The following is a 15,783-nucleotide window of genomic DNA, read 5'->3' on the forward strand; positions in this document are numbered from 1 at the left end:
TGGCTGACAGCGCCCCATGGTTCCCGCGGGCTCGCGCACCGCAGTACAGCATGGAACGTTGGCGGGCTTAACTACCGGGTTCAGATGGGACCGGGTGTATCCCCGCCGCTGTGGCCGTCACACCAAAGCTCAGAATAGGGAGGTCATATAAAAGGATTTCCTCGGTCGGGTCACAGGAGTACGTAGATAACGGCCGCCATTGCGCCCCCGAAGGCCATGGACAGTATGTTGTTCTGCAACTTTCCTACCATCCCCCTCCGCTCCAGCGTGGCCCCTATCAGACTGTCCATCATGCAACCCGCCACTCCCATGACCACGGGGATGATGAGCAGGGGATCGAAAAGCTGTTGGAAGGCGAAGAGCCAGCCAGTATAGGATGCGGCTATGGAGGCGACGATGCACCACCATGTCCCCAGGACGGACACTCCGCCATCGGTCCCTGGTGGTACCCGCTTTCCGGTCGTGATGAGGTAGGCTCGATCGGACAGGACGCCGAGCTCGCTGGCCGTGGTGTCAGCGGCGGCAACGGCTATTGAGGATATGTAGGCTATGGATGCCAGGGCCGTCTCCTGCCCTCCCAGGAGGAAGGATATGACGGCCACCGCCGCCGGCACCAGCCCGTTGGCGAGGACGTTGCGGTAAGTCCTCTCCCCTTTCTTCCCTTCCTGGAGGCCCTTGGTCTCCTTGGTCTGGAACCGGAACTTGGTTACGAAGAAGCCCATGAACGTGAACACGATTAGGGTCAGGAGCCAACCTATGGAGCCTAGGCCTCCGATGATGATCCCCACGAGGAAGGAGGCTATGGAGCCGCTCAGGGTCAGAAGACCGAACCAATAGGAAAGGAGGGATAGCACTGCGCATAACACCAGCACTATGGCCAGGCTCTCCAGGCTGAGCATGAGAGTTCAACAGGGAGGTCGCATATTAATCTTGTCAGAAGGAGCCAGGAGGACGAAGGGAAGCATCCGACGCTAGAGAGGCGCCCATCGAGATGAGATAAGAGGGCTCTAGGAAGCTTTGCCGGGACCCTCGGGATCGCGCCTCTTCTCCCGCGGTGCAAGGTCCAGCACACTTCCCCGCAGCAGCCTGCTGGCCTCTGCGTTGATACCTCTCACCTTGTCCATGTCCCCGTCCCATTCTCCGAGGGTCTCGGAGAACCGTTCCTCAGTATGGGAGATGGCCTCCCTCATGATATGAGGCACCCTTCCCTCGCGTTTTCCGTGGAGCACCACTGCCAGGTAAATGTTGTCCCCCTTCTCCACCAGGACCTTCCTCTCCCCGAAGTCCATCCTGTTCAGCCCGGTGGATGCATCCTCTTTGAAGGAGTCACGCACGAAGTCCTGGATGGCGACCAGCATGCTTCCCATTATCTGATCGTCCATCCCCGGCTTGAGCCTCCGGGTCTGATGGGCCATGAGGTTGCCGTCACGGTATATCATGAACACCTCATCGACCACCATGGTGGTCCTCCGGAAGTACAGCAGGAGGAGGGAAGCGACGATTGTCGCTGCCGCCGCCAATGCCAACATCCAAATGCTGTCCGGCCTCTCCACGACCTTCACGTTCATGGTCGCGGACAGGGAGCTATGCCCGCCTGCATCCTCGGCCTCGACATGGAAGGTCAAAGGACCGGTCAGGGGCAGGGCGGGGATGGTGGCCACATAGGTATCGGTCCCGGTGATCCTGCTCATAACCAACGTCCCGTTGACGTCCCCGCACTGGTAGAACAGGAGGACACGTTCGATGTTGGAGACATCGGTGACCTTAGCACGGACCACTACCTCCTCTCCGGCATAGGCCTCGGTCTGCACCGCGGCATCGTCCAGGTCGATAGAGGGTGCGCTGGTGTCCACGACGATATTGCCGGTCACGGAGTCCACCTCCCCCCAACGGTCCCGCACCTCCAGAGAGGCCTGGTATATGCCATCCGTCGAGTACTGGTGCTGCACATAGCTGATGTTGGACCATGAGGTCCAGCCGCTGCCGTCGCCATAGTACCAGCGGTACTCCAGGTCGGAGATGTCCGTGGCCGAGTCCAGGCTGCTGCTCCCATCGAACGTCACGTGTCCTCCACCGGCGGTCTGGCTGACGAACCTGGCTGTAGGCAGGACATCGTTGATGGCCACCGTCAGGAAGCGTTCGGTGAATGAATTGGTGTCGTATATGCGCACGCACACCTGGTATTCTCCCGGTGCTCGGAACGACCAGGTGGTCTGATTGACCGAGATGCCCGGGGTCTCGTTGAACCCTGATGAGGGATCGTGATCAAGGTCCCACGCGTACCTGACGATCGGGAGGTAGTGCTGCCATGCAGACACCCTGAAGGTTATGGGCTCGTCCATGGGGAAGCTCACGCCCCCCGCCACAGCGACCAGTTCTCCCGCCCCAGGATTGGTCCCCAGCACGGTGATGGTGTGATTGAACGAGGATGCCTGACCCTCCTGGTCGACAATGGTAAGCGCGACGATGTACTGTCCGGGATCTGGGTAAGATGTGGTGACGTTCCGGGTTGTCAGAATCCGCCCGTCCCCGAGGTCCCACGACCACGAGGCGATGCCGTCATAGGCGTAGGAGGCATCAGTGAAGTGGATGGTCTCACCTTCCGAGAAGGAATACTTGGGCGAGCTGAACGAGGCCACTGGTGGCAGGTCCTGGACCACCACGGTGACGTTGGTCGTACTGATGTCGCCGTCCTCGTCCCACACCGTATGGGTGACCACATATGTGCCCTTGGTCAGGTAACGGTGCTCCGCATCGCGCGTGGACACCGGCGGGCTGGAGTCCCCGAACACCCACCGGTAGGCCGTTATTCTGTCGGGGAAGGATGAGGAGTCGTCGAAGAAGCCAATGAGCCCTCCTTCGTGGATGGTCGTCGAGGATAGGTACACGGCCGCCACGGGTCCGGCATCCTCGGCCACCACATGGAAGACCGCCCGCCCTTTCATCCCTGCCCGGTCGGTGACCTCCAGGTAGCCGTCGTAGGAGCCGTTGGCCCCGTAAGCATGATGCCCACTGACGGCCGTGGAGGTGTTCCCGTCACCGAAGTCCCAGAGGTATGTCAGCGAGGGGCGGTCGGACATGGAGTCGCTGCTGTTGCCGGCATCGAAGGCCATGTTGCCCCCCTCGATAGGGGTAAGATCAGAGAGCCAAGCCTGGGGCGATGGGGCAAGGTTCCTCTGGAACCATATGCTCAGGGCCCCGCTGGATGATGAGGAGGCAGCAATGTCGTCCCGCTGGTCACCGTTGATGTCCCCTGCGAAGATGCCGGCCGCTCGACCTCCGGCGGAGAGGTTGATGTTGTTGGAGAACGAGCTTCCGGTGCTTAGGAGGAGACCTACCTTGGATATGGAGGAGTATCCCACGGAGATGTCGTCCAGTCCGTCATCGTTGAGATCGGCGGAGCTAACATGCGAGACAGCTCCTGGCAGGTGCGAGGTGATGGATGCCGGTGTGTCACCGTAGAACCCCAGGTCGCTATTCAAGAACACCCTCACCTGCCCCTGGGCCGACCCCGCCGCCACATCGTCCCGCCCGTCACCGTTGAAATCCCCCATGGTCATGGAGGTGGGCGCCCGGCCCACCATGTTGAGCCATGCATTCGGTGTATCCGGGTAGCAGTCTCCGATCGAGGGAGACCCCTTCACCAAGTAGATCTCGATCCGTCCTGTGCCCTCGTTGAGGGCCGCTATCCCTCCGCTCACAGAAGTGGACGAGATCTTGCCCATGGACACAGCGGTGCGGTTCCCCGTTGTACCCGCACCGATACTCTCCAGCACGGGCGTGGACAGAGGGTGGTAGACGATCTCCACTCCATCGCTTCCGCCCACCGCCAGCACTCCCTCGCCCAGTGCCCCGATGTACCCTCCGCATATGGAACGGGGGGACGTCAGGCCTAGTGAGACGATGGCATCGGGTACTCCCTTGGTCATTATTTCGCTGCTGCCCCTGAACACGCTGACGGTCCCTGCATCACCGTTCAGGACCGCGAGGTCATCGGTACCATCGCCGTCAAGATCGCCGATGTAGAGCCCGCAAGGACCAGCCTGAGCGGGTAGGGTCGCCTGGGCCTCTCCGGCGATATCAGAGATCGTGACCAGGTCCTCCCCATCCACGATGGCCACCACGGCATCGAAGGAGAGGTTTCCGGCATATAGCGCGGTGAACTTACCGCCCTCGCGGAAGACGTTCACATCGGCGTTGCCGATCGTGCCGTTGACGTATGGGTAGAAGGCGAGGGAGGGAGCGTCCCCTGCCCCTCCGTTAGATAGTACATAGATGCCATCTGCACTGGAACCGTGGTCAAGAGCGAGCATCTTCACCGGACGATCTTCGATGGGGAACCGATGATCGTATTCTGCGTCCACCGTACCTCCTTCATTTGTGTACACGCGACAGGTATCATCCTCCGATACAAGTACGAGGTCGGGACGGCTCGAGCCAGAGAGGTGCCCGAAGGACATGGCGACAGCATTGCCAAACCCGTCGATGATGGCGGTGGCCGAAGCAGGTATGCCAGAACCAGTATTGGCCCGGATCTCCACCCGCTCCTCACCCGAATTGATCACGGCGAGGTCCTTTGGTCCGTTGCCAGTATAGTTCACCATCTGGACGTCCGTGAGCGATCCTCCAATCTCCACGTTCCTCATGCTCCAGGCCGGAGAGAAGGTGGATGGCTGAGTAAGGACCAGGACCCGATCGCCGCCTGGCTCTCCGGCGATGAGGTCGATCCGGCCGTCCGAGCCGTCGTATCCTGCTGTGAGATAGGCAATATCGGCCATTTGGGAGACGCCGATCTGGACCTGATGATATGTCTGGGTGAAGGGCCATCGGATGAGGGAGATGTTGGCATCGATGCCCTCTCCCGGGTCCCCCCGGCAGGCCACCGCCAGGCTGTTGTAGCTAGACCCCTCGAAGTGACCTATGACCACCCGCTGGGGATCGGGAAAGATTCCAACATCCAGCGCTGTGGAGAAGCCGGTGTTCTGGTAGAACAAGGTCACCTTGGGGTTCTCCCCGCTGATGTTGGTGTAGGCCGCGGCCAAATCGTCCTTACCGTCCCCGTCCAGATCTCCTATGGCCAGGCTCCTTATGTCATCCATACCTCCGCGGGTCAGCGTTGTGGATACAGCGCTCAGCGAGCCATCTCCCAGACCATGGTAGATCATGATGGAAGATGCGTTGGCGACGGCCACATCAGTGATGCCGTCCCCGTTCAGTTCTCCCAGGGCCATGTCCCTCAATTCCCCGGGAAGGTCTAGTGGTTCACGGAACGAATCGAAGATCGTACCCTCAGAGAAGATGCTGTCAGCGTTATAGGGGATGGAGGGGGTTGCGGCCTCATTGACCGCGGGAACGCTAGTTATGATAAAGGACGCGGGGACTGCCAGCAGCAGGGCTGCAGCAAGGACCGGAATTATCCAGAGGAACGCGCTCTTCTTCCCCATGCCTCCTCCACCTTTTATATGATGGCAGAGAGCCAGCGTATTTAATTCTACCTGGGTGAATACTAATTTCAAAAAATGAATCGAGAATTATATGACACTGGACAATTTAAAAATGAGGCCAGGCTATCAGGATGGATAATCGGGGACCAACTCCTTTATATTTATTTATCGGTCCTTATCTTAGGATGGGATGCAAAAGTGTACTTCGACATAGCACAGCTAACCTGTGATTTGGACAGCAGGAGAATATTATCAGCCATCGACCTCAAGCCAAGGTCGGCCAAGGAGATCGCTTCCGCAAGCCGGATGTCGATGTCCCGCTGCTACCGCATGATAAAGGAAATGGAGCAGAACAAGATCATCAGCCGGGCGAGCATTGACCGCCGGGAGATGTCCTACATATCCAACCTGCGCTCCATCGAGCTCCGTCTGGAAGAGGACCGGTTGAAGCTCGTAGTCAGCTACCGCGACGGATCCATCGCCGATCTGTGCCTTGGCCCTGAGGACCTCGAGAAGCCGCTGAAAGCACCAATGCGCCAGGAAATGCCTCAGGACCTTCTGGAAGGCACCGGCTCCATCGAACCCTCGACTATATCGTAGATCCTATCTGCCACTGAAGCCGCCACCTCCTTGTTCTCCACATGAGAGAGAAGGATGCGGCCGCTCGGATAGAAAGTGGCTTCGTGGTCCAGGTCCCTGATGACGACCATCGGTCCCTGGGCCACGACCTCATATCCTTTTTCCTTCAACAGCTCTGTGGCCGATTCCATATCGTAGCGGTGCATCTCCAGGGGCACCACCGACATGGCGTCCTCCTTGCACAGACGGATCAGCCTGTACTTCACCATGTCACATCAACTCCTTGTCGACAAGAGCATGGAACTCCTCCAAGGTGCCCTCGTTCACCATCATGATGTCGGCCATGGCTATCAGAGAGCCCAGGCCCCAGCCCAGTTCCCGTTCGTCCCGATCTGCAAACTCCTGGATGCTCCGTGGAGCATCAGAACGGTTGCGCTTACGTAGGCGCTCAAAACGGACGGCAGGAGAGCTGTGAACGGCCACCAGCGCAGTATCCTCCCCGAGGGCCGAGCGGAAGGCCTTCATCTCCCTCAAGCTGCGGGATCCGTCAATGACCGTCGGCCCCGGTCCCAGCATGTCCAGGCACCGCCGTGCCCATATTTCTGGGCCATGCACCTGCCGCTCTGAGGTGGCGAACCCCCCGATCCCTTTGTCGTCCATGATCACGCCCTGTCGCTCTGCCTCTTGACGGACGACGTCGCCCATGCGGATGATGGCGTATCCTTTCCGCTGTGCGACCTTTACGAACTCCTCCTTGCCCGCACCAGGCATTCCCGTTACTACGAGGACCTTGTTCATGGACCGCCTTGTCTGGAAGCATCGGTGATGTCATACATGTCTTTTTTCTCGTATAACGGGAAACGGACGGGAAAGGTGCTACATCGCGAGATAGTATGGAACCAGGTAACCAAATGCGGAAAGGATATAATCAAGCTCCCTCTTATACACCAAGACCTAGGGGAACGTGGGTTCACTGGGTGGAGGAAGGTCTGTGCAGGACGCCAAGTCTGTCGAGAACATCCTTGACGAAATCATCCGTGGGGAGTTCCCACAGGGGAAGAACGTTCAGAGCATCACTATCGTATCGAAGACCGGTCTCATGATTGCGGGCAAGGCAGCATCCTCGGCTCGAGCGGAAACCTTCTCGGCCATGGCCGCCATCATGTTCTCGGCCGCAGAGGCCACCAAGAACGACATTTTCAAAGACAAGATCGAGTACCTCATAGCAGTATTCCGAAACACCAAGCTATTCATATCCGAGCTTTCCTCGAGCCTTCTAATCGTGGCCACGGTGGACCGCGATATAGAGGACCAGGTTATACTGGAGAGCATGAACCGCATAGTCACCAGGACCAAGGAAGAGCTCGTCTGGCTCCGGTGATCTCGTCTATGCGGTGACGAGGACCACGTCCTCGCCCCGCGATATTCTTTCTCGGACCTTTTGATCGACCTATGCCAGCCTCTCGGCGAAGTCCTCCTGGTTGCGGTCGCAGTATTTGCATCTGAGGACGACCGGGAGCTTGGACTCGACGATGAACTCAGGCTCCACCGGCTCGTTCTTGTTGGTGATGCAGTTGTGATTGCCGCATTTGATTATTCCCTTAACGACATCGGGCATGGTGACGCTGTACTTTTCGGCGACATTGAAGTCCCGGATGATGTTGATGGTCGCCTTGGGGGCGATTAGGGAGATCTTGTCGACCTCCCGGGGGTCCAGCTCCCGGTCCTCGACCTTGACGACGTCCTTCCAGCCCTCCTTCTTCGAAGGGACGTGCATGAGCACCGACACAGTCGATCGGACGTCGCCGGTCACCTTGATGATGCGCAGGACCTTGAGGGCCTGGCCGCACTCGATATGGTCGATCACAGTACCGTTCCTGATCGGCGTAACCCTGAAGTCCTTCATCTCAGCTCCCCTCCTAAGATCATGGTCAGCAGAGCCATGCGCACTGGCACCCCGTTGAAGGCCTGCTGGAAGTACTTGGCGTTCTCGGTCATGTCCACCTCGGGGGCGATCTCGTCCACGCGTGGTAAGGGGTGCATGATGACCAGGCCCTTCTTTGCCTCCCTCAACAGGATGTTGTCTATGCGGTAGCAGCCGGCCACCTTCTCGTACTCAGACAGGTCCGGAAATCTCTCCTTCTGGATGCGCGTGACGTAGAGAACATCCGCATCGGCGATGACGTCCTCCAGGTTCGAGCACAGGCGGGCCTTGACGCCCTCATTCTCAAGTAGCTTGGCCGTCTCGTTGGGCATCTGCAGGAGGGGCGGGGCTACGAACGTCAGCTCCGCACCGAACATCGCCAGGGCCTCCGCCAATGAATGGACGGTCCTTCCGTATTTTAGATCTCCGACCAGAACCACGTTCTTTCCTGAGATGCCCCCCAGCTGCTGTTTAATTGTGAACAGGTCCAGGAGCGTCTGTGTGGGGTGCTGCCCGGCCCCGTCCCCGGCGTTGATGACCGGCTTTCTGGAGAAGTGAGCAGCCAGTCGGGAGGCCCCCTCGTGCGGATGGCGCAGAACGATGGCATCGGAGTAGGCCTCCACCATCCTGATGGTATCGGCCAAGGTCTCGCCCTTAACGGTGGAGGACGTCTGAGGCATGGTGATCTCAATGCACTTCCCACCTGCGCGGGACATGGCGCTTTCGAACGACAGCCGGGTGCGAGTGGAAGGCTCGAAGAACAGGTTGGCCAGGATCTTCCCGTCCAAGGCCTTGCACGTCTTCTCGCCTGTGGCATATGGCATCATCTTTTCGGAAAGGTCCAGGACCTGCTCGATCTGGTCGATGGTCAGGTCGCGGATGGACACGATATCCAGTCCCTTGAACGTCATGGAGGTCATTTGAGAATGTCCAAGGGGGGTAATAATAGCTATCCAATCCCCTAATGGACTGGATTGACCGGAACGGACTGGGACGGAACATCGCGACCCTACATCGTAGGCGGTCCTGCTCCGCGGGCGTATGATGAATTATCGCCCCATCTATGTCGGGTCGTTTGTATTTGAGCACATCTTGCGGTCCCACTCTGGATGGCAGTGGGGGCTCGCTCGTCGGGATCAACTACCGCAAGTGTGATGACCCCGCGCGTTATGAGGTGGTTCTGTGAGATATGGCATCGTCGTGCACGGTCCAGAGGCCCTCGATTCAGGCATGGCCAGGTGGTTCCTGGACCGCTTGTCCCAGGACCATGAGGTGGAGGCGACACTGGGAGGGGCCATGGGGTTGGCCGCCGTGCTTGACGCAGGCATGGAGGAGCGAATCGATGCGTCACGGCGGGAGCTTGTCTCCGAGGCCGTGGCGAGGCTGGGCCGTACCAGCGATATTGTTCTTTTGTTAAACTGGTCCAAGGACAGAGGGTCCGGAGAAGCGTTCGGAAGGTTGGTCTGGGAGCATGTACCTCCTGCCCTACGCTGTCCCATGGTGCAGGCGGACAGGGATTTCTTCATTGTTTGGGAGGGGAAACTGAACAAGGAGCTGGCCTCGCTGTTCCGGGAGCGGGACCTAGATAGGATAAGGGCCCCTCTATCTTGTGAGCAGCGGGAGGGCGTCCGCGCCATCAGCGGCGTGCGGCCCGGGGAGAACATCTGGATCAATGGTACTGTGGTCGGTCGAGCTACATCAGACGATGTCACCATCAGGATGTGCGGCGGCCGCCTATACTTCGAGGGGGTCGACGTCAAGGCCCATGGCCTGGAGAGAGTGAGGGTGACGGACCTGGGTACGGCCATCATCCGTTCGGGCTCGGTACGAAGAACAAGCTCCCCCGCCCGGGCAGTAGGGACGGCCGGAGGGAGCAGGCTGATCCTCGTGGACCATAAGGGTGAGGATTCCATCTTCAGGGCTCGGGGGTCCCGGGCGGCGGTCACCGTAGGGGACGATACGACCCGAGTGTGCTCAGCTCTCCTTGCTCGTCTGGGGGTACCAGTCATAGGTATTGTGGATGGGGACGAGGATGGCATATGCACCGATAGCTCCTTCGCTCCCGGCACTATGATAGTAAAGCTCAGGCCGGGCAACGATGATCAGTTGGGTGAAAAGGTCCGAGCAGAGATATTTCACGGCGGCGATGAGACGGAGTACGACGGCGATCTTTCGGCCCTTGCCGAGCGCATCGCCCGCATGGCCGGACCGTCATTGTTGGACGTCACTAGAATGATCTGAAGTTCGGAACGATCGGCGTTCGGAAAGATCCAGTAGGAACGAATCTCCATCGGGGATCTTCAAACTATGTCGTTCGCAGAACGTTCATCGAATCGGGCCATCGCGTCCCTCATGCGCTCGTTCCATTCTCCGATGCACCTCTCTATCTTTGACCTCAATACGTCCCGGTCGATGGTGCTGTAGACGTGGTAGTAGCCCCCCTTCTCCAGGCTCCTGGTCTCACGTATGCACATGCCGCAGCTCAGGAGCTTCTGTAAAGCCCTGTACACCTTTGAACGTTCCACCCCCATGAGGTCGGCCAATTCATCAGCTCGCATGGGCCCTTGCTTGAAGGCGGAGCGGAAAACCTCAACTTCGAAATCATTGAGGCTAAAGGCACACTGGACGATGTCCTTGCATGTGGATATGGACGATATGGGTTTCTGCGGTGACAATCAGCTGGCACCCCACGTATCCTTACCGTTCATGGCAAATCATTATAAAGCATCGGTTATATATAGTTAGTGAAAAACCGTGCAAAACCGTGGATGTGAAGCTATGGTGGAAGTATTGGATGCGAAGGGGCTCATGTGCCCCATGCCCATCGTCCAGTTGGCTAAAAAGTTCAAGACCATGAACGTGGGGGACGAGATAGAGCTACTGGCGACCGATGTGGGCTCCAAGGCGGACGTGCCAGCATGGTGTCAGAGGACCGGCAACGAACTGGTGGAGACCCGCGAAGAGAACGGGGTCTACATCTATCGCATAAAGAAGCTTAAGTGATAGCGTGAGAGAGGCCAGGGATGATACCTTCAAGCATGCAATCCTGAGTTCGCAAGAGATGAGCTAGCATTTGGAATGAAATAACGGAGGCACTTTGATGGCAGATACGAAGAAATTGATGATCGTCGTTTCTGAGGGGACATTCGACAAGGGAATGATGGCGATGATGATCGCCAACACCGCCGCGAGCATGGGGATGGATGTGCATATTTTCTTCTCCTTCTTTGGCTTGAACCTCCTCAAGAAAGGAGCGAAGCCGAAGCTGCCTGGTATGTATAGGCTGTTCACCGGTATGTTCGTGAAGCGCATGGCCAACGTTGGCGTGGGCAACTTCTCGGACCAGCTTACGATGGCCCTGGACCTGGGCGTGAACTTGTACGGCTGCAGCACCACCATGGAGCTCATGAACGTTACCCAGGACAAGATGGTGGATGGGGTGAAGGTCCTGGGTGCCGCAGGGTTCCTGGACCTTGCCGCGGACTCCGACATGCAGTACTTCATCGGGTGAGATCTATGTCCACTCTGTTCATATTGTTGAAGGCCCCCCATGAGTACCACTCGCTTGACGCCATGGCCGCTCTGGGTGGGGAGGATAAGATCGGAGCGTTGCTCCTTGAGGATGCTACTTTGTACTCGGTCTTCAAGGATAAGAAGGAAGAGATCGCCGATGTCGCGGACGAGATATTCGTGATGGGGGACGATCTTCAAGCGCGAGGCTTCAAGCTACGGCCAGGAGAGGGATTCCAGGAGATCGATTATCCAAGGGCGGTCGATCTGATCATGGAAGACTATGACAAGACGATAACCCTGTGAGGTGCGGAAGATGGGTACGTTGTGCATACAATTGAGGACCGGCACCATGATGAACATGGACACCAACGTGGCGGTAAAGCTAGCAAGAGCGGCTATGGACAAGGGCCACAAGGTCACGGTGTTCGGATACGGGGAAGGGGTCTTCCTCATCAAGGAGGGACAGGACCCCAAGCGCTTCCCCAACGTGGGGAAGGAAGTGCAGTCCATGACCAAGGAAGGATTGGAGGTGGCGGTGTGCGAGACCTGTTGCAACGCCCGGGGCTTCAAGAGGGGAGAGGAGATACCCGGCACCAAGATCGGCAGCATTACCAACGACTTCTCCCGAATGGCATCCGAGGCTGACCGGCTGGTCACGATAGCGAGGTGAGTAGATGGCCGAGAGCTTGTTGGTATTGATCACCAAGGGACCGTACGGGCTGGAGGAGGCCTTCGCAGGTGCGAGGCTTGCCCTGGGATGCAAGGTCAGCGGCATTATGGAGAACGCGACCATACTTCTCATCGGGGACGGAACCCTCAACGCATGCAAGGACCAGAGATCGGAGGCGGTGGGAATGCCATCCAACCTGGCCGCGCTACAGGACTTCATGGACCTGGATGGCGTCATCTACTGCGTGGAGCAGGACCTGCGCCAAAGGGTGGACGACACAGAGGTCCTGGAAGGTGTGAACATGATCACCTGGGAGCAGGCCAGAGAGGTCATAAGCACCTACCAGTTGGTGAACACCTTCTAAACACCTTCACATTGTTTTTTAAGGAAGAGCCCAATCAACGTTCATGCTCGATATCATCGACCGCTCTGGACCTGCCCGTTCCGGCAGATGGTCGTTCGGACAGACCAAGGTCGATCTCCCCAACATATTGTTCGTGGATACCCCGGTCCATCGGCCCCCTAGCTACGCAGATCTTACCATAACCAGTGGAGAGCGAATCTCTATCCAGGGATCGGGAGAGGAGGAGTACGGCGGCTTCGAGCAGAGGATTATCAAACCTAATGACTCCTTCCGCGAGGTTGCTTCCCTGGAGGAGGGTGACAAGGTCGTTATCGTCCGGGGAAGGAATTGCGAGGGACTGTGGGAGCGGGAGGAGGAGGTCTTTGTGCTGGGGAACGCCTTCGAGCTCAGAAGGGACGCACGGACCTTCGTGGAGAACCTCGTGGCGCTGCGGAAGGCCGTGGGTCCGTCCAAGCTCATATATGCCCCGGGACTTATGGAGCCTTCTAACCTGGCCCTGTTGGCCTACATGGGTGTGGACCTCTTCGACTCCTCGCTTCCCCTATATCAGGCGGCCAGGGGCAGGGTTCTCCTGACGGAGGGTGCCGTGAAGGCCGATGATGCCATGTGGCTGATGGAAAGCTCGGGGACGGTTGAAGCGCAAAATCTCCAGGCAGCATGGTCAGAGCTGCTTCTGGTGCGACACATGCTCCGGGTCGGTCGTCTCCGGGAACTGGTGGAGACGAGAGTTACCGCCAGCCCCTGGATGGTGGCCGCTCTGCGGATATTCGATCTGGAGCACTACGCACACCAGGAAAGGCTCACGTCGGTTCTCGGTCCCCGCTTCTACTGCAATTCCAAGGCCTCATTGTTCCGGCCGGACGTGTGGAGGTTTCGCCGGAGGATGATGGAGAGATGGGAACCTGCTCCTCACAAAAAGGTCCTCTTGCTGATACCCTGCTCGGCCAAGAAGCCGTACTACACATCCAAGAGCCATCGGTTATTCGAGGAGGTCCTGCTCTCCATTCCCAACTCATGTGCCGTGCAGGAGATGATATTGACATCTCCTCTGGGTGCGGTCCCTCGGGAGCTGGAACTGTTCTATCCTGCCTCCCAGTATGATATACCGGTCACGGGAAACTGGGACCGCGAGGAGGTCAGCATGATACAGGAACTTGTAGGCAAGGCCGCCAGCTACGGTTTCCAGGCAACAATATCCCATCTCGGCTCGGAGAGCGGTTTCGTGGGCGAGGTCCTCGATTGTGTTGATACCACACAGGGCCAGGGCACCACGGCCCCGGAGTCCTTGGAGCGTCTGAGGAAGGTGCTGATGGAGGCATGTGGGAATGCGGACAAGGCCCCGCGGGCGCAGGACCGGGTTGAATTTCTCCGTTCGCAGGCCCGCTTCCAGTTCGGCAAGGAGGGAGGTGTGCTCCTGGACGGGTGTACGGTCGTAGGGAAGTACCCCTATCTGAAATTTCTACGCGAAGGCGTTCAATTGGGTATGCTCACCCCGGAGCGGGGCATGCTCTCCTTGACCATGGAAGGCGGGGAGGTCCTGAGGGGACAGAACATCAACGTTGTTCGCATGGGGGATTTCGATCTGGGAGGCAATCTCTTCGCTGTCGGGATAAATGATGCCGATGAAGGGATCCGGGCAGGGGACGAGGTCGTCATACTCAGGGGCGAGGAGGTAGAAGGGGTAGGCGTGGCGGCCATGTCCGGGGAGGAGATGGTGCGGCTGAAGCGGGGAGAGGCGGTGCGGGTCCGGCACAAGCGGAAGAGGAAGTAAGCGGTTTCGGTACGAACGTTACAATCCAGACAGCGAAACGGGGTTCCGGTTTTCGGTCACCTCCGGCCGTTCTGCATATTAAATGAAGAACGGTTTCCATGATCAGTGGTGTGACAATGGACTCCGGTGACGAGGAAGACAACAGTTGGGAAGATGTCTACCATGCCAATGGAGTAAGTTGTAACATCGATATTGTGTCATCCCCAAACGAGCCTGGGGTTTGCCCAGCCCCGCTCGTAAATCCCTTCTTTTTTTCTTTCAATCCTAAGCAAAGATGGTCATCGAGCAGTGCAAAGACCCTTGATGCCTTCGCCTGAAGGCCTGTGACATAGATACCAACTTTTCTGCTTGAGATGCATAAACGGACGCTTAGGAAACTCTGATCGAACTAGAGGGGCGGTGCCCCACACGTCGCTTTTGCTAGCCCTTCCTCTAGGGCTCTTTTGCTAAGCCAGTATATGATCGTCATCATTTCTGATGCACCTATCTCGATCCGATCCATGGGGGTGCGGAACGCCGACGATGGTAAGTAATATATACTCATTGGTGCATTTGATACTTTGGTGCAATGGTGATTTGGTGACAAATATGACGGATAACATGACACCAGACGATGTTGGGAGCGATACCAAATTTCGCGAGAACGTTAGACGCCAGCTCCTGGAGAAGGGTGCTGAGGGAACAACGGATCCAAAGGACGCCTATGTTCCCATGGTCGAAATGGACCCTAGCGAGGGACGGGCCGTAAGATGGTTCGGCTCGGTAATAGGGGCCGGCCTGCTGCTGATAGGGGCCTTCTGGTTCCTGGACATACTCGGCTACAGGTTTCCATGGTACACAATATTCCCGGTACTGGCCATGTTCGTGGGTGCATTCTTCCTGGCCGCTGCGTACGCCACGCGTGGGAACCATGAGAAGAGGGGCAGGTAGTCCCCATGACCGACGTGACCATCCGCGGAATTGACGACGATGTCTACTCTAACTTTACCGCAGAGGCCAAGAGGCGCAACCTCTCCATAGGAGAGCTCACTACCATCGTCATGCGGGCCCTGATCGATGATGTTGGCACGACGAACTACCGCATCGGCAACTTGTCGAGCCTAAACGTCTCCCGGAAGGACCTGGAGTCGTTGAAGGGCCCGGTCCTGTTCCACAACATAAAGTTGCTGGAGTTCACGGACGATGTAGATTGGAACCTGTTCGACAAGCGAGTAATGTCCATCAAGAACTGTACCAAGGTCATGATACCTCAATCACTGACCCGGTTCCAGGTACTGACAAAGTGCGCCCAGGTCGGAGAGGTGAAAGCGAAGGGATGACGGTCAAGAAATGATCCGAGATCGATCCATTCGTTCATCTAAGGTCTTGGCGTCCGGTCGCCGGAGATGGCCACAAAACGGATACGCAATGGATGACGTGGATCAAGAAAGAAAGGTGATGGTGCAGGTGCCGGGATTCGAACCCGGGCGTTTAGCTTGGAAGGCTAAAATCCTAACCAACTAGATTACACCTGCGCGC

The 15,783-nt window shown here is 57.8% G+C and carries 18 protein-coding genes, 1 tRNA gene and 1 rRNA gene; 11 read left to right on the forward strand and 9 right to left on the reverse strand.

Going from position 1 to position 15,783, the window contains the following annotated elements:
* Window position 1: 1 nt before the first annotated feature.
* From rrf to GXX95_07495, 3 genes are all read right to left on the reverse strand, one after another.
* A 5S ribosomal RNA gene (rrf, locus tag GXX95_07485) occupies window positions 2-122 on the reverse strand.
* A gap of 48 nt (window positions 123-170) precedes the next feature.
* Window positions 171-899 carry a DUF92 domain-containing protein gene (locus tag GXX95_07490; protein NLT37984.1) on the reverse strand — a complete coding sequence of 243 codons (729 nt, stop codon included), beginning with the start codon at window positions 897-899 and terminating at the stop codon, window positions 171-173.
* Between the two features lie 108 nt (window positions 900-1,007).
* Complete coding sequence (locus tag GXX95_07495) at window positions 1,008-5,444, reverse strand: PKD domain-containing protein (protein NLT37985.1); 4,437 nt, start codon at window positions 5,442-5,444, stop codon at window positions 1,008-1,010.
* 198 nt (window positions 5,445-5,642) lie between these two features.
* On the opposite strand from GXX95_07495, the gene GXX95_07500 reads away from it, so the two are divergent.
* Window positions 5,643-6,044: a winged helix-turn-helix domain-containing protein gene (locus GXX95_07500; GenBank protein NLT37986.1), complete on the forward strand. Its 402-nt coding sequence runs from the start codon at window positions 5,643-5,645 to the stop codon at window positions 6,042-6,044.
* On the opposite strand, the gene GXX95_07505 is transcribed toward GXX95_07500, so the two are convergent.
* A complete protein-coding gene (locus GXX95_07505) occupies window positions 5,993-6,292 on the reverse strand; it encodes a hypothetical protein (GenBank protein NLT37987.1) in 300 nt (99 codons plus the stop codon). The genes GXX95_07500 and GXX95_07505 overlap by 52 nt on opposite strands.
* A 1-nt stretch (window position 6,293) precedes the next feature.
* Window positions 6,294-6,821: a flagellar hook-basal body complex protein FliE gene (fliE, locus tag GXX95_07510; protein ID NLT37988.1), complete on the reverse strand. Its 528-nt coding sequence runs from the start codon at window positions 6,819-6,821 to the stop codon at window positions 6,294-6,296.
* Between the two features lie 193 nt (window positions 6,822-7,014).
* Here fliE and GXX95_07515 point away from each other — a divergent pair, with 193 nt between their 5' ends.
* The gene (locus tag GXX95_07515; protein NLT37989.1) at window positions 7,015-7,404 is read left to right on the forward strand and encodes a roadblock/LC7 domain-containing protein; all 390 of its coding nucleotides are present in this window, start codon (window positions 7,015-7,017) and stop codon (window positions 7,402-7,404) included.
* 69 nt (window positions 7,405-7,473) lie between these two features.
* Here the strand turns inward: GXX95_07515 and GXX95_07520 are convergent, their stop codons facing one another.
* Together GXX95_07520 and pyrB are read right to left on the reverse strand one after the other, a co-directional pair.
* Window positions 7,474-7,929, reverse strand: coding sequence for an aspartate carbamoyltransferase regulatory subunit (locus GXX95_07520; GenBank protein NLT37990.1), 456 nt, complete (start codon window positions 7,927-7,929; stop codon window positions 7,474-7,476).
* Window positions 7,926-8,858 (reverse strand): aspartate carbamoyltransferase, encoded by a 933-nt coding sequence (gene pyrB, locus GXX95_07525; GenBank protein ID NLT37991.1) that lies wholly within the window; start codon window positions 8,856-8,858, stop codon window positions 7,926-7,928. The genes GXX95_07520 and pyrB overlap by 4 nt, the downstream gene beginning before the upstream one ends.
* A 271-nt stretch (window positions 8,859-9,129) precedes the next feature.
* Here pyrB and GXX95_07530 point away from each other — a divergent pair, with 271 nt between their 5' ends.
* Window positions 9,130-10,188, forward strand: coding sequence for a DUF2117 domain-containing protein (locus tag GXX95_07530; GenBank protein ID NLT37992.1), 1,059 nt, complete (start codon window positions 9,130-9,132; stop codon window positions 10,186-10,188).
* Between the two features lie 59 nt (window positions 10,189-10,247).
* Here the strand turns inward: GXX95_07530 and GXX95_07535 are convergent, their stop codons facing one another.
* A complete protein-coding gene (locus GXX95_07535) occupies window positions 10,248-10,622 on the reverse strand; it encodes a hypothetical protein (protein ID NLT37993.1) in 375 nt (124 codons plus the stop codon).
* Between the two features lie 103 nt (window positions 10,623-10,725).
* On the opposite strand from GXX95_07535, the gene GXX95_07540 reads away from it, so the two are divergent.
* The 8 genes from GXX95_07540 to GXX95_07575 all read left to right on the forward strand — a co-directional run bounded on the left by GXX95_07540 (window position 10,726) and on the right by GXX95_07575 (window position 15,584).
* The gene (locus GXX95_07540; protein NLT37994.1) at window positions 10,726-10,950 is read left to right on the forward strand and encodes a sulfurtransferase TusA family protein; all 225 of its coding nucleotides are present in this window, start codon (window positions 10,726-10,728) and stop codon (window positions 10,948-10,950) included.
* Window positions 10,951-11,047: 97 nt separating this feature from the next.
* A complete protein-coding gene (locus GXX95_07545; protein NLT37995.1) occupies window positions 11,048-11,458 on the forward strand; it encodes a pyridine nucleotide-disulfide oxidoreductase in 411 nt (136 codons plus the stop codon).
* Window positions 11,459-11,463: 5 nt separating this feature from the next.
* Window positions 11,464-11,763 carry a hypothetical protein gene (locus GXX95_07550; protein ID NLT37996.1) on the forward strand — a complete coding sequence of 100 codons (300 nt, stop codon included), beginning with the start codon at window positions 11,464-11,466 and terminating at the stop codon, window positions 11,761-11,763.
* Window positions 11,764-11,809: 46 nt separating this feature from the next.
* Window positions 11,810-12,130, forward strand: coding sequence for a DsrE family protein (locus GXX95_07555; GenBank protein ID NLT37997.1), 321 nt, complete (start codon window positions 11,810-11,812; stop codon window positions 12,128-12,130).
* Between the two features lie 4 nt (window positions 12,131-12,134).
* Window positions 12,135-12,494: a hypothetical protein gene (locus tag GXX95_07560; GenBank protein NLT37998.1), complete on the forward strand. Its 360-nt coding sequence runs from the start codon at window positions 12,135-12,137 to the stop codon at window positions 12,492-12,494.
* A 43-nt stretch (window positions 12,495-12,537) separates the two neighbouring features.
* The gene (locus GXX95_07565; protein ID NLT37999.1) at window positions 12,538-14,265 is read left to right on the forward strand and encodes a DUF5591 domain-containing protein; all 1,728 of its coding nucleotides are present in this window, start codon (window positions 12,538-12,540) and stop codon (window positions 14,263-14,265) included.
* A gap of 600 nt (window positions 14,266-14,865) precedes the next feature.
* Window positions 14,866-15,195: a hypothetical protein gene (locus tag GXX95_07570; GenBank protein ID NLT38000.1), complete on the forward strand. Its 330-nt coding sequence runs from the start codon at window positions 14,866-14,868 to the stop codon at window positions 15,193-15,195.
* A gap of 5 nt (window positions 15,196-15,200) precedes the next feature.
* Window positions 15,201-15,584 (forward strand): hypothetical protein, encoded by a 384-nt coding sequence (locus GXX95_07575; GenBank protein NLT38001.1) that lies wholly within the window; start codon window positions 15,201-15,203, stop codon window positions 15,582-15,584.
* A 119-nt stretch (window positions 15,585-15,703) separates the two neighbouring features.
* Here GXX95_07575 and GXX95_07580 read toward each other — a convergent pair.
* A tRNA-Gly gene (locus GXX95_07580) sits at window positions 15,704-15,779 on the reverse strand.
* Window positions 15,780-15,783: the final 4 nt, after the last annotated feature.

Origin of the sequence: Methanomassiliicoccus sp. (assembly GCA_012719175.1) — an archaeon.
GTDB lineage: Archaea > Thermoplasmatota > Thermoplasmata > Methanomassiliicoccales > Methanomassiliicoccaceae > UBA6.

What these genes read in the sequence shown, in the direction of transcription:
- GXX95_07490 (NLT37984.1), bottom strand. Translation starts at nt 899, where the DNA reads ATGCTCAGCCTGGAGAGCCTGGCCATAGTGCTGGTGTTATGCGCAGTG.
- GXX95_07495 (NLT37985.1), bottom strand. Translation starts at nt 5,444, where the DNA reads ATGGGGAAGAAGAGCGCGTTCCTCTGGATAATTCCGGTCCTTGCTGCA.
- GXX95_07505 (NLT37987.1), bottom strand. Translation starts at nt 6,292, where the DNA reads ATGGTGAAGTACAGGCTGATCCGTCTGTGCAAGGAGGACGCCATGTCG.
- fliE (NLT37988.1), bottom strand. Translation starts at nt 6,821, where the DNA reads ATGAACAAGGTCCTCGTAGTAACGGGAATGCCTGGTGCGGGCAAGGAG.
- GXX95_07520 (NLT37990.1), bottom strand. Translation starts at nt 7,929, where the DNA reads ATGAAGGACTTCAGGGTTACGCCGATCAGGAACGGTACTGTGATCGAC.
- pyrB (NLT37991.1), bottom strand. Translation starts at nt 8,858, where the DNA reads ATGACGTTCAAGGGACTGGATATCGTGTCCATCCGCGACCTGACCATC.
- GXX95_07540 (NLT37994.1), top strand. Translation starts at nt 10,726, where the DNA reads ATGGTGGAAGTATTGGATGCGAAGGGGCTCATGTGCCCCATGCCCATC.
- GXX95_07545 (NLT37995.1), top strand. Translation starts at nt 11,048, where the DNA reads ATGGCAGATACGAAGAAATTGATGATCGTCGTTTCTGAGGGGACATTC.
- GXX95_07550 (NLT37996.1), top strand. Translation starts at nt 11,464, where the DNA reads ATGTCCACTCTGTTCATATTGTTGAAGGCCCCCCATGAGTACCACTCG.
- GXX95_07555 (NLT37997.1), top strand. Translation starts at nt 11,810, where the DNA reads ATGATGAACATGGACACCAACGTGGCGGTAAAGCTAGCAAGAGCGGCT.
- GXX95_07560 (NLT37998.1), top strand. Translation starts at nt 12,135, where the DNA reads ATGGCCGAGAGCTTGTTGGTATTGATCACCAAGGGACCGTACGGGCTG.
- GXX95_07565 (NLT37999.1), top strand. Translation starts at nt 12,538, where the DNA reads ATGCTCGATATCATCGACCGCTCTGGACCTGCCCGTTCCGGCAGATGG.
- GXX95_07570 (NLT38000.1), top strand. Translation starts at nt 14,866, where the DNA reads ATGACACCAGACGATGTTGGGAGCGATACCAAATTTCGCGAGAACGTT.
- GXX95_07575 (NLT38001.1), top strand. Translation starts at nt 15,201, where the DNA reads ATGACCGACGTGACCATCCGCGGAATTGACGACGATGTCTACTCTAAC.